Annotated in this window: 14 protein-coding genes; 1 reads left to right on the top strand and 13 read right to left on the bottom strand. The window is 62.4% G+C overall.

What is annotated here, in order from left to right:
* Positions 1-71: 71 nt before the first annotated feature.
* The 8 genes from I6F33_RS35680 to I6F33_RS35645 form a co-directional block, all read right to left on the bottom strand.
* Positions 72-971: a lytic transglycosylase domain-containing protein gene (locus I6F33_RS35680; RefSeq protein WP_225145609.1), complete on the bottom strand. Its 900-nt coding sequence runs from the start codon at positions 969-971 to the stop codon at positions 72-74.
* Entirely contained in the window at positions 968-1,480 is a 513-nt protein-coding gene (locus I6F33_RS35675) for a S26 family signal peptidase (protein ID WP_225145608.1), read from the bottom strand. The genes I6F33_RS35680 and I6F33_RS35675 overlap by 4 nt, the downstream gene beginning before the upstream one ends.
* Positions 1,477-1,941: a DUF2840 domain-containing protein gene (locus I6F33_RS35670; RefSeq protein WP_225145607.1), complete on the bottom strand. Its 465-nt coding sequence runs from the start codon at positions 1,939-1,941 to the stop codon at positions 1,477-1,479. The genes I6F33_RS35675 and I6F33_RS35670 overlap by 4 nt, the downstream gene beginning before the upstream one ends.
* A gap of 289 nt (positions 1,942-2,230) precedes the next feature.
* Positions 2,231-3,022 (bottom strand): replication initiator protein A, encoded by a 792-nt coding sequence (locus I6F33_RS35665; RefSeq protein ID WP_249790046.1) that lies wholly within the window; start codon positions 3,020-3,022, stop codon positions 2,231-2,233.
* Positions 3,023-3,136: 114 nt separating this feature from the next.
* Positions 3,137-3,418, bottom strand: a complete 282-nt coding sequence (locus I6F33_RS35660; protein WP_008561544.1) for an AlpA family transcriptional regulator — start codon at positions 3,416-3,418, stop codon at positions 3,137-3,139.
* Positions 3,419-3,550: 132 nt separating this feature from the next.
* On the bottom strand, positions 3,551-4,027 hold the full coding sequence (locus tag I6F33_RS35655; RefSeq protein WP_346657230.1) for a DUF2285 domain-containing protein: 477 nt from the start codon (positions 4,025-4,027) through the stop codon (positions 3,551-3,553).
* 100 nt (positions 4,028-4,127) lie between these two features.
* Positions 4,128-4,322: a DUF6499 domain-containing protein gene (locus I6F33_RS35650; RefSeq protein ID WP_225145606.1), complete on the bottom strand. Its 195-nt coding sequence runs from the start codon at positions 4,320-4,322 to the stop codon at positions 4,128-4,130.
* Between the two features lie 165 nt (positions 4,323-4,487).
* Positions 4,488-4,760 carry a DUF2285 domain-containing protein gene (locus tag I6F33_RS35645; RefSeq protein ID WP_172789212.1) on the bottom strand — a complete coding sequence of 91 codons (273 nt, stop codon included), beginning with the start codon at positions 4,758-4,760 and terminating at the stop codon, positions 4,488-4,490.
* A gap of 146 nt (positions 4,761-4,906) precedes the next feature.
* Here I6F33_RS35645 and I6F33_RS35640 point away from each other — a divergent pair, with 146 nt between their 5' ends.
* Complete coding sequence (locus I6F33_RS35640) at positions 4,907-5,155, top strand: helix-turn-helix domain-containing protein (RefSeq protein ID WP_172789211.1); 249 nt, start codon at positions 4,907-4,909, stop codon at positions 5,153-5,155.
* Positions 5,156-5,259: 104 nt separating this feature from the next.
* Here the strand turns inward: I6F33_RS35640 and I6F33_RS35635 are convergent, their stop codons facing one another.
* From I6F33_RS35635 to I6F33_RS35615, 5 genes are all read right to left on the bottom strand, one after another.
* The gene (locus I6F33_RS35635; protein ID WP_006018714.1) at positions 5,260-5,580 is read right to left on the bottom strand and encodes a DUF736 domain-containing protein; all 321 of its coding nucleotides are present in this window, start codon (positions 5,578-5,580) and stop codon (positions 5,260-5,262) included.
* Positions 5,581-6,127: 547 nt separating this feature from the next.
* Entirely contained in the window at positions 6,128-6,610 is a 483-nt protein-coding gene (locus I6F33_RS35630; RefSeq protein ID WP_225145605.1) for a hypothetical protein, read from the bottom strand.
* Positions 6,611-6,750: 140 nt separating this feature from the next.
* A complete protein-coding gene (locus I6F33_RS35625) occupies positions 6,751-7,674 on the bottom strand; it encodes a DUF2493 domain-containing protein (RefSeq protein WP_225145604.1) in 924 nt (307 codons plus the stop codon).
* Positions 7,675-8,007: 333 nt separating this feature from the next.
* Entirely contained in the window at positions 8,008-9,069 is a 1,062-nt protein-coding gene (locus tag I6F33_RS35620) for a toprim domain-containing protein (protein ID WP_225145603.1), read from the bottom strand.
* A partial coding sequence (locus I6F33_RS35615; RefSeq protein ID WP_225145602.1) for a strawberry notch family protein occupies positions 9,069-12,447 on the bottom strand: 3,379 nt, incomplete at its 5' end. The genes I6F33_RS35615 and I6F33_RS35620, both read right to left, overlap by 1 nt.

Genomic DNA, 12,447 nt, shown 5'->3' with positions numbered 1-12,447 from the left:
CGAAGCGACGAGTAGAGCGCGGGCCGAAGGCATCGCCCATACGCCATCAGCTTGCGAACAAGCACACCTGGTCATTGCGATGACCCCGAATCCGATCGAGGGACGAACATGCCAATAGGCCGGGGGACCATGTGCGAAACATCGGGTGCCGAGATTGCGGTCGTGACACCGCTCGACGGCACGAGCGCCAGCAACCGATCGCGCGGTTTCACCAGATCGGATCGTGTGACGAATAGCGTCGCAGCTGCTGGTGACTGTCCGCTGGACGTCCATCTCGGCGGCAGTTCAATGGCAAGCAGATTTGCAAGCTTTGCGACGTATGCTCGCGTCTCGTCTGGCAGAGAGCCGCCTGCGAGATGCTCTTCATAGCGAGATGGTCCCGCGTTGTACGCAGCAAACACGCCAGGCGAGCCATACCGATCGAGCAGTTCGCGCAAGTACGCCGTGCCGGCCAGAATGTTGTCGTGCGGGTCGTAGGGGTCGTTCCCGAGATTGTAGCGCTCGCGGAGTTCCACCCAGGTCGCCGGCATGATCTGCATCAGGCCCATTGCGCCTCTGGGCGACCTGGCGTGCACGTCTCCGGCGCTTTCGATGTTGATGACCGAACCGATCCAGTTCATCGGAATTGAAAAGCGCTTTGAGGTTTCATCGACGAGGCCTGCAAATGGTTCGCTCGTTTGAGTGACCACTCGAACAGCGGACGCTCCACTCTCGGCGACGGCGGCTCCGAGCGGCACAGGGCAGAAGAGCAGCAGCGAAACGACAACCCAAACACCCGTGCCCGGCCGACCCAAGCATGCCGCCGTGCTCCCCCCCGTCCAGGGTAAAGCTGGTTCGCGCCAGCCCTTCGGCCGTCCCGGAGTGCCGCTGCGCGCGCCAGCCTTGCAGACATCGAACGAGACGGAGGAATGATCCCGCAATCGATCGAACACGGGAACGGCGAGCAGAACACGCCGAATACGCACGATCACTCCTCCCACGTCCACACGGGCAGCGCACGGCCGATCACCGCTGACGCAGGCAAGAATCCAAAATATCGGCCATCCAGGGAGTCGTCGGACTGCCAGTTCATTAGGAACAGCTCGCCGTCGCCGAGGACGCGGCAGCCCTCCCATTTCGGCAATGGCCGCCCGCGTCCGTCGCGATCCTTCGCCTCGCCCACCGCGACATCGTCGACTGAAATCATGAGGCCGGTTCTGCAAACGCTTTGCCCCGGAAGGGCAAGCACGCGCTTCAGCATCGGGACGCCAATGGGCAAATAGCCGTTAAGGTCGAGGAAGGTCGCGAGCGGCTCCGGCGGCTGTACGGCGACCAATTCAGTGACCTGGAATTGGTCCGCCGGCCGGAGCCGGTAGAGACCGATCGGCACGCTCGCAGACGCGTTCCAGATGTAAAACGGAAACGGCTCCAGCACGATCGTCGCGATGAGCGCAGCAGCGACCCCAATCGTCACGGCCAGCATCATGAGGCGGCCCGTCATCGCATCACCTTTTGACGATAGAGCCAGGCCTGGTGGCGTGCTTTCGTATACGGGCGCGGGTTTTCGTTGACGGACAGGCGGTTATGAACGTGATGCCAATGATCAGGCGCGACATCAGTTGGATCGATGCCGAGTGCCTCAATGGCATCGATTATCTGGAGCACGCGCTCGACCTTCGGCCAGCCTGAAAGCCGCAGCAGAATCTCACCGCCGGGTGTCACATACGGTACAGTCGAACAGCGCTGTCCCGGTGCGACCGCGCGCAAAATGTCGATGCGCGAAATGATCGTCCCAAAGTCGTTGGAGGTCCAACGGACGAAGGCAAAGATGCTGCCGGGCGCAAATGACAGGACACGCCGATGGCGATCAAGCTTCCGTTCCTTGACGATACGACCGAACCGAATGCGGTTTTCGATGCGCTTCTCGAGCCACAACACTTCCACTTCCGTGAGATCGCTCATACCGCAGCTCCCCGACGCTGGAGCTGCCAGCCGTGAGCGTGGCGTTCGACTAAAAGCGTATGCGACTTGGAGAGCCAAACAGGACTGGCGGCCTGCAGCTGCCGGTCGCCTCCAACGCAGTTTTCGGCCTGGTGCGTTAGAAGAAATCCGAAGGATTTCTGGTTAGTAAAGTTAGAGCGGCCGGAAAGCGAGGAGAAACAATCTCTTAATCTCGATTCTGGTCCCCGATAGCACGAGGATCGGGTCCCCGATAGCACGAGGGTTGCGGTCCTCGATAGCACGAGCTGATTCACAGGTTGTCCTCCGAATTTGGGATGAGACCGCGCCGACGCAGGCGTGCCGTTAAGGGATGAACAGACGTTGGCGCGAAGTTCAGCCGCTCGGTGCCATCAGGATCGCGCGTGAGCACGAGCTGATAGCCCGGCAATGTCTGACGCTGGACGATCTGACGTATGTCGTACGCAAAATGCTTGAGCGGCGAGAGGATGCCCGACTTGGCATGGAGGTGCACAAGGTCAAAGCTCCAGCCGCCGTCCTGCCGACCGCCGTGCTTGCGTACAAGGCGGTAAAGCCACCGCTCGAGTCCGCCCGTCAGATCGAAATATGCACGGTCGATCGTCAGCACGAGTGCGTCATCGATGACGCCGGCATAGAACCAGTCTGGCAGGATCAATTCGAGCCCAAATGGACGGCCATTTGCATCGGCCGTCTCCTTCCACTCATTGATCCAGGAAAAACGATGCCGTCGCCGCTCTGCCGGCTGGCGGATCGACGTCAGCACCGTCGTTGACTGAAGTCTGTCGAGGCCCGCCTTCAGGCGATCATAGTCGCGCGCGCTGGTGCCGCGTCCGACGAACGTCAGAAGCTCGTATGGCGTTGCAGCCATCAGGCGCGACGTCTTCAGGCCTGCGTCACGAGCTTCGACGATTTGAGACGCAGCCCAAATCAGAACGTCTGCATCCCAGATGGTCGCCAAGCCGTGTTCCGGCACCGCTTCGACCCGAATTGCAATCGCGCCGGCACGGAAATCGATCGGCACGATCCGCTTCGTCTTAGCGAGCGAGAAGAACGGATAGGCCATCAGATCCTGCGCATCTCGGGGCGCGAGATCGCCGGGCAGCGCCCGAAAGAGCTCAAGCTGGTCGCGCTCGGGGAATGGTGTTTGCGCCGCATAGTCACTGCTCTCGCAAGGCGGTCAGCGACGTTCCTGGCCCGCATACGGGCGCAGCGCGGGATGCTTCTTGGCGGGCAGCACGGTCCCCTTGCCGGGATCCGATGTCGACGTCTTGGCGCCCCGGTCGGCCCACGCTTTCAGGTCATCGACGGCGTACACGACACGTCCGCCGATCTTCCGATATGTCGGTCCAGTACCGTACGTGCGGTGCTTCTCCAGCGTGCGACCGGACAGGCCAAGGTAACGCGCCGCCTCAGGTGTACGCAGGAATCGCGGGGGAAGACCGGCCATCGGATCGGGCATTTGAGAACTCCAGGAGGACAGCGCACCACGCCTGGCTAGGCCGGCGTGTGTGCGGTCATCATGGAGAAGCAGGATCTCGGAGGGGGATGCTGAATGTTGAGGGTACGATTTTCGATACCCCGAGTGGAAGGGCTACTCGTCCTTGCGCCCGGGCCGCAGAAGTTTGCGGTAACCTCCGCGCATCAACGCAAGCCCGGCTTGTACCAAGCGTATCGTTCGATTGCGCAGATCATGCGTCTTCCAAGCGCGATCGGGGACGCGCTTCTTGCCGAACAGTACTTCTGCGATGACGCGATAGCTTGCGCCCGCGCCGTGCGCGTCGAGCGCACGGATCGCAGCCCTCAAGCGCTCGCGCCGCTGTTTCGACAGTTGATGAAAGCCAGGACCTGGCGCGCGTCCACTGATCGCGCGCCACAGCCGGCGCGCTGCATACGCACGCGCGTCGAAATCGCCATCAAACGGCAATTCGGCTGCGTATGACGCGCCGAGCACCGGCGGCTCTTTGGACCAGACACGGTGATCTATCGCACCGATGCGCAGCACGGCATGCCAGCCGTCGACAGCGCGGCGCACCTGACCCGCTGCAAAGTCAAGCAGCGGTTGAGGCACTGAACTGCGATCGGTGGCCCAAGTAATCTTGACCGGAACGACCGCCGCTAGAACCTCAGGCGCCCAAAAAATCGTCTGCTCGTCGAACGACCGCTGCGGGTCATGGGCGAAAGCAGATGCCCCACCTCCTCCTGAATTCCTCGGTCACTGCACCATCTGGGCTGCTTGCGATCATCGCTTCGTACTCACGCCGATAGTCGGCGTTGCGGCGGAGACATTCCCAGGCGATGTCGGTGATTTCGGCGTCTTGTAGGCTCTTGTAGGATTCCGGCGACCGCCAGTCGAATTCAGGCATTGCTTCCGCCCCATTGCACGCTGCTAACAACGATTGCGCCGCAATAGGTATGAACGAGGCGGTTGTAGGAAGCCCCTAGTTTGGCACCACGTGGTGCACTGGAATGACCACCGGTCAGCCAAAGAAAATAGTTCTGCCGGCAAGTCGGCAGCCGGCGGCTTTCTTCTATTTTGAGCCGGTGCCGCGCAAGAGGCGTCCCTGCTCGGTCACCCATTTGGCGCGCGCGAGATGACTCTGATATGCGCTTCGCGCACGGTCCGGCTCCCGCACCGGATCGATATGCAGCACCACTCGAGCGACTTCCATCCAGTCAGCCCCTTGGCTTTCGGCCTGCAGAAGGCGCATGTAGGTCACGACATGCTGCTCATCGTAGACAGTGAGAATTTGATCTGCCGGCGCAGCGTCGGCGACGTCTGGGTCGAGCGGCGGCTTCCTCATAAGTCTCCACGCCTTAGTTTAGACAATTTCTAACACGCGGGCAGGAAGGAGCAGAAGCGCCAAAATTGTCGCGGGAGCCGTCCGGATCGCGTTTTGTCGAGAATACTCCGTGGTGAAATACTCTTCAAGGACATGCCCTCTCGCGTATGGATATACGCGAGATACTTGCAATTAATTTGCGGAAGCTCCGGCAGGCCCGTGGCTTGTCACAGGAGGAATTGGCTCATCGTGCTGAAATCGACCGCACTTACATCAGCGCACTCGAGCGAAGCGTTTATGCGGCAGGTATCGACGTTGTCGATCGGCTCGCGCGCAGCCTTGGTGTTGAGGCCGCCGATCTGCTCACGCGCCCGTCCGCAAGCGCCAAGAAAAGGACTCGGGGGCAGGCCGAATAATTGAATGTCGAGCCGCTCGATCCGGCGGCCCTTTATCGCTCACTCATGCCCGGGAGAATGAGAAGCCCCGCCCGGCGGACCGGACGGGGCTTGGTGGGGCGCTCTTACTCGCCGGTTTTGCGCGGCCGCGACCAGAGGAGCGTGTAGCCTTCACCGCCTTCGTCGTCGAACAAGTTCGCGTAGATCGGCGCGTTGAACGAGGGGTCATCGAGCTTGAGCGAAAGGTAGTCGCGGCCCTCTTCGGAGCGCTTCGACCAGGCCGCGCCGATCTCCGCGCGACCCACATAGATGCGGTGGCTGGGAGCGTTGTCGTTGGAGCGGTTGGTCTCGGCGACGATGCGGACGCCCTTGGCCTTCAGGCTCAGGGTCACGATCTCGCCCTGGAACTCGTTGCCGACCTTCTTGAAAGAACCGATGTTAGCCATGTCACTACTCCTGTTGTGTTTCGAGCCCGCGACCACCACGGCCTCGATGGCGATCTGCAGGCCGAAGACGATCGGCGACGCACCCGCTCGCGGGCCGAAGCGCAGCGGAGGACGCCGTTGTGGCGACTTTCTTGTCTCGCGAGGAATGGGCGAAGCCCAGGGGAAGAAAGTCGCATCAACGACGTTGCGGCTCAGACGATCGAGGCGAAGCCGGTCTTCGGCCAGATCAAGCCATCAACGAGGCCACGTGCGTCCGCGTGCTGAACCACAATCTCTGGAGAAGCGTGGCTAACTCGGCTTTGATGAACAAGAGGTCGGAACGATTCAGCGCGGAAAGAGAAACAATCTCCTGCAAAGGGCGGTATCGTCTCCGAAGAAACGATCGAGACATCGCCGCTCCGCCGCAGCTTTAGTGGGCCCGGCAGAAATGGGGCGACCTGGTCGAGGCGCTCCGAGCAGGTCTGCCCCTCCCCACTTGGGTTTCGATCATCCCTCCTTCGATGCGCCGATCTACGCGAACCTGCCCGATGACGAGGGCGGTGAATGGTCATCGCTCGCGCGTGGCGGCCGGAAGAATTGAGGTTGACGGATTCTCCACCATCCCAGCCACTTCGAACGGGCGGGGCTCCGCAAAAACCGTCAAGCGTGTCCATGCTGTGCCGCCAACACAGATCGCGCCCAGGCAAGCGAAGATCTCACGCCAAGCCAGCGACGTCGTCCCGATCCGGGACAGGGCGAATGCCACATGATAGCCGGCGACGGCAGCGGGGACAGCAAATGCGGTCGCGATGGCGATGCGCAAGGTCAAGGACCGAGTAATGGCGGCGGCGGCTTGACCGGCGGCAAGCGTCAACGCGCCACCCGCCGTTCCGATAAGCAGCGCGCCGACCACGCCAGCGCCGCTCTGAAACGCCGTGATCCCGAGAGTCAGCGCGACGAAAAACGGCAGGGCATACACAGCGAGCGCAAAGATCGCCCAGCAGAACAAGCCGATGCCGAGTGTGTTGAGAACAAGCCCAATGGCGAGCATGGTGGTGGCTCCATGTGCATAGATCTACCGATTGCGCCTTCCACCACCACCACGGCGCAACCTGGACATAGGGTCGAAACCAGGCAGAGTTGCGGCGTATACAACTCCGCTCTGATGACTTGGAGGCGAGAAGACAGCGCTCACGCGCCGCCGAACCTCCAGATGGGGATGCCGAGCCGTTTCGCCTTGTCCGCCAGGTTGTCCTGGATTCCCGTGCCCGGGAAATGCATGACACCAATCGGCAGGAGTTCGAGCATGACGTCGTTGCGCTTGAACGGCGCCGCCTTGGCGTGCTTCGTCCAGTCGGGCTTGAAGGCGATTTGAGGCACCTTGCGATTGGTCGCCCATTTGGAGGCGATCAACTCAGCCCCCTTCGGTGAGCCGCCGTGGAGCAGGACCATGTCCGGATGCTTGGCGTGGACCTTGTCGAGGCAATCCCAGATCAGACGATGGTCGTTGAAGTCGAGCCCTCCGGTGAGCGCGATCTTCGGCCCAGCGGGAAGTATGACCTCGGTTTCAGCGCGACGCTTGGCTGCGATGAATTCGCGGGAGTCGATCATTGCTGCGGTCAGCGTGCGGTGATTCACCAGTGATCCCGATCGAGGGCGCCAGGACGATCCGGTGTGAGTCTCAAAGCGTTCGATGGCCTGGTCGCGGAAGAGCTCCAGGCAGTTGCGGCGCTCGATCAAGGTGATGCCTTCGGCCGTCAAGCGCTCGAGTTCGACTGATCGAACCTCGGAGCCATTCTGCTCGCGTTGGCTCTTCTGTTGCGCCTGTTCGTTGTCGTCGAGTTGGCGACCGATGCGGTCGACGGCACGATGGAACAGGTTGACAGTCGACCAGAGCAGATCGTTGAGGTCCGGCTCGAGCCGCGTGTCGCTCAACGTGGCGACCAGAGCATCGAAGATGTCAGCGACGGCACCGGCAATGATCCTGCCCTCGGGAAGCGGCCGTGGATCGGGCTGGTCGTCGAAGGGGCGGTAACCGAAGAGCTGCAATTCGGTAAGGGCATGGTCGGTTGGAGACGTGGCGTGCGGCGGTTCGATGTCGTCATGGTCGGCCATGAGAGAGGTCCTTGTCGGATCGGCCGCGTCCATCGCGGCCTTCGTGGCGATCACTCAGACGGCAGGCGGGAGGGCCAGAACCCGGAGCAGAGCGGAGGGCCGAAGCGCAGCGGAGGATGGCGGAGGCCGGCTATTTTGCTTCGCGATGCAAAGCGCGCTCGCCAGATGGCTCATGTGTCTTCTCGTCGCCCGCGCGCGGCGGAAAATAGCCGGACGCAGCCATTGCCGGCCCGAACCGCTTGCCGTCCGATCGCCCTCTAGAAGGCCGTGGTCGCGTCCTCTTCCGGCAGTGGCCGCACCGACCGGCCTGTCGACGCCATCGAATTGCCGGGGCTATTCCGCGGTCGCCATCGACGAATGTAGGAATCGGACGACGTCCTCCGGTACGAGTTGAAATAGCAATGCTGCTCGGAGGGCCTCGCGGCCGAAGATGTGCAGATCTTCATTGAAGTCGCCCAGCCGGGGCGACAATGTGATCGCTTCAATGCCGGCGGCTTCTGCGCGCTGGGTGAGAATAGCCTGTACGGCATCTCCGGCGGCGTCTGTGTCACGGGCGATATAGAGTCGGCGTAGGCCAGACGGCAGCAACATGGCTGAGAGGTGATTGGCCGAGAGAGCAGCAGTCATGGGCAAGGTCGGCAGTACATAACGCAGCGACAGCATGGTCTCGATCCCCTCGCCCGCAGCGAGCACGTCGTCCACCACGCCGAAGCGAACGGCGTTACCAAGCAGGTCGCCCATGGCCCGTCGTGGCGTGTCGATCGGGGCCTTGCCGAGCCGCACGCGATCAAAGCCGTGTGGATCTAGCCAGGTGCGATGCACGCCGGTGATCCGTCCCTCGAGGTCCGTGACAGAACCTATCATCGCCGGCCAGGTTTCAGTCGGCAAATGCTTGTCCGGTCGGTAGTAGCAATGTGGGTGGAAGCGCAGGCTACCGCCATGGTGGATTTGGCTTATTCCGCGACGCTGCAAGTATGTCTCGGCTAACGTCCCTTCAATCGGGCTGGATATCGCAAAGAGCCGACGGGCGGCTTCCTGCGATCCGGCCGGCACGACTGGACGAATGGTTTTCGGAGCGAATTGCGGCTCTGAACGAGGCAGCTTTAGAAACCGCCTCGCTTCCTCGGCGACCTCGCGAAAGTCTCGCAACGCCATAGTTTCGCGGATAATGTCGAGGAGATCGCCATGCTCTCCGGTCGCAGCATCGGTCCACTTGCCGGCGGGCCCCTTCGGCGATTCGTGCAGCCGCACGAACAACGAGCGGCCCGGCGTGTTGTGAACGTCGCCGACCACCCAGTACCGCCCCGCCCGCTTGCCATTGGAGAGATAGTATCGGCACACTGCTTCGGCCTCGCGCGCGAGGCGGCGTGCCAGTTCGCAAGGCGCGGGGGACATCACGCGGCCTCCCGCTCACTGATGCGCGCTACCGGATAAGTGTCGAGCACTTTCGACAGGACCTCGACGCCGCTCGCGTCCGTGGGCACGAACATCCGCAGCCTCCAGGAGATGATCTCCCCAAAGAGGCCGTAAGCACGGAGGCGATCGCGCATTATGTCGTTGAATCCCGACAGCTCGATGCGATATGCACCCATCACCCGGACGCGGCGAAGCTGGAGCCCCTCCGCAAGATCGATAACAGCCCGTCCCCCCATCAGCGCGGCAAAGGCAGCGCCCGGCGTCAGTGAAGGCGCGTCCGTCGCAAGGACGCTTGCGACCCACGCGGCAGAAACCTTGCGCCCGATGATGCGTTCGCCCGCATCGGTCTGGAGCCGATAGACGCGGGTCGATTCGTTCGGTAATCGCTTCCAGATTGGTAGCAGCAGTCCCGCAACGACGTGGATCGTGCTTTCCGTGAAATCAGGCACCTCGGCGAGCTCCGCCAGCCAGGACGCGGCAAAACGTTCGCGATCCGCTTCAACCCAATGGCTCTCCGCCATCATGTTCAAGGGGACCTGGTGCTGCTCCATAGGCCGGATCAGGCGGACGCGGCGCTCGATCTCGCCGTCGTCGAGCATGATGCTCGGGGCCGGAACCTGCACGGCGGCCCGTCCCGAGCGCTCGTTGATCAGCAGGACTGCATGATTGGAAAGACGAGCAAGGGCGTCATCCAAGCCAACAGGGTGGTTACGCTGGCGCTGGGCGATGGTGAGCAGCCGCGTCTCAGCGCCTGTCCGCGGATGGACATAGATCGTCCGCCGGCCGCTGACGACAAAGCTTTCGGCACGGAGCGTTTCCAGACCGAGGTCGTAGGTGCCCGACGCGACAGCGCCCTCGATCCGACCGGTCAAGAGCTGCTCGAAGGCAGTGAACAGGACATTCTGCAGGTCGATAGTGAGCGCTAACAACCTGTTCAGGAAGGTCGTGATCGGCGGCAGGTCATCCCTGAGCCCATTGGCATCCGTCAGTTTCAGGCCGGTCGCATCCTCAAACCGCTCGAGCGAGCAGCCTTCGACCTTGCCACGCACCAACAGCGTGTAGAGTTGACGCAAAGCGTCACGCCCATACTGGCTTTCGAGATTGTCCTCGGGCCGGAACAGCCCCTGCCCTCCGGTCTGACGCTGGCCGCGCGTAATGGCTCCCAATGTATCGAGCCGCCGCGCAATGGTGCTGAGGAAGCGCTTTTCCGCCTTCACGTCGGTCGCAATGGGCCGGAACAGCGGCGGCTGCGCCTGATTGGTCCGGTTGGTCCGGCCGAGCCCCTGGATCGCAGCATCCGCCTTCCAGCCGGGCTCAAGCAAATAATGGACCCGCAAGCGGCGATTCCGGGCCGACAGTTCGGCATGGTAGCTCCTTCCCGTACCGCCTGCATCGGAGAACACGAGGATGCGCTTGATGTCGTCCATGAAGGCCGACGTCTCAGCGAGATTGGCCGAACCGGCTCGGTTTTCGACCACCAGCCGGTCGCCCTTGCGAATGATGCGCCGCGAGCGGCCGGTCACTTCGGCAACCATGTCGGTGCCGAAGCGCTGCACGATTTGATCCAGCGCGCCGGGTACCGGAGGCAGCGAGGCGAGTTTCTCGATGAGGCGGCCGCGCCGTGCTACGGCCTCCCGGCTCTCTACCGGCTGGCCATCACGATAGACAGGCCGGGAGCAGAGATTGCCCTCCGAGTCGGTAAAGGGCTCGTAGAGCTGGACCGGGAAGGAATGGGCGAGATAGTCGAGCACATACTCGCGTGGGGTGATGTCGACCTGAACATCGCCCCAGTCTTCGGTGATCTCGGCGAGCCGGCGCTCCATCAGCGCTTCGCCCGTCGAAACAATCTGGATGACAGCGGCATGGCCGGCGTCGAGATCGCGGTCGATCAATTGGATGAGCGACGGCGTCTTCATCGAGGTCAGCAGATGACCGAAGAAGCGCTGCTTGGCGCTCTCGAAGGCGGATCGGGCCTCGGATTTTGCCTGCCCGTTCAGCGTTCCGGTTTCGCCGGTGATGTTGGCGGCCCGCATCGCCGCGTCGAGATTGTTATGGATGATGCTGAACGCATTGGCATAGGCGTCGTAGATGCGAACCTGTTCCGGCGTAAGCTGGTGCTCGACGAGCTCGTACTCGACGCCCTCATAAGACAATGAGCGGGCAGCGTAGAGACCGAGCGCCTTGAGGTCGCGCGCCAGCACCTCCATCGCTGCGACCCCACCCTCCTCGATTGCCTCGACGAATTCGGCGCGTGTGGCGAATGGGAAATCGGCACCGCCCCAAAGTCCGAGGCGTTGCGCATAAGCGAGGTTGTGGACCGTGGTCGCGCCCGTCGCCGACACATAAACCACGCGTGCATTGGGCAAGGCGTGCTGGAGCCTCAGGCCCGCCCGCCCCTGCTGAGAGGCCGCTTGGTCGCCGCGCTTGCCCTTGCCGCCGACCGCATTCTGCATGGCATGGCTCTCGTCGAAGACGATCACTCCATCGAAGTCGGAGCCCAACCATTCAACGATCTGCCTGACACGCGAAAGCTTTTCGCCACGCTCGTCGGTGCGTAGCGTGGCGTAGGTCGCAAAAAGGATGCCTTTCGAAAGCCGGATCGATGTGCCCTGGCGAAACCGGGACAGAGGCGTAACGAGCAGTCGCTCCATGCCGAGCGCGGACCAGTCGCGCTGGGCATCTTCGATCAGCTTGTCGGATTTGCTGATCCAGAGCGCACGGCGGCGGCCCTTGAGCCAGTTGTCGAGCAGGATCCCCGCGACCTGCCGCCCCTTGCCCGCCCCGGTGCCATCGCCCAAGAACCAGCCGCGGCGAAAGCGGACGGCATTCTTAGCGTCGTCGCGCGCGGCGGCCACAACATCAAAGGTCGTGTCGACCGTCCAGGAGCCCGCGAGAAATTCGGAATGCGCCTCGCCGGCATAAATGACGCTCTCGATCTGGGCGTCCGAGAGAACTCCATCTGACAGGAGATTTGAAGGCAGGTGCGGACGGTAGGACGGCTTCGGTGGCGCAACGGACGCCATCGCCGCGGACTGTACGAGCTCGGTCGGATGCGCGAACGATCCGGGAATACGGATCGACTGCAATCCGTATTCCTCATAGAGCGCATCGGTAAGGCGGGCGCCTTCCGGCGGCGACCATTCGACGGTCTCGTACGCGAGTTCCACACCGTCTGGTGCGCTCCCCGAAGTGGACGATGGACTTGGTGCAATGGCGACGGCCGATGGGGACATTGCAGGGCGGCTAACGATGTCGGCCACGACCGGCGCGGCGACGGGTAGCCTCGGAGGCACGTACTGGGTCACCCAATTGAGCAAGATGGCAACATCGCCGGCCATGCCCTGCGATGCAGGAAAA

Source organism: Bradyrhizobium sp. BRP20 (assembly GCF_020194215.1).
GTDB classification, from domain to species: domain Bacteria; phylum Pseudomonadota; class Alphaproteobacteria; order Rhizobiales; family Xanthobacteraceae; genus Bradyrhizobium; species Bradyrhizobium yuanmingense.
This window is presented reverse-complemented; position numbering and strand designations above follow the sequence as displayed.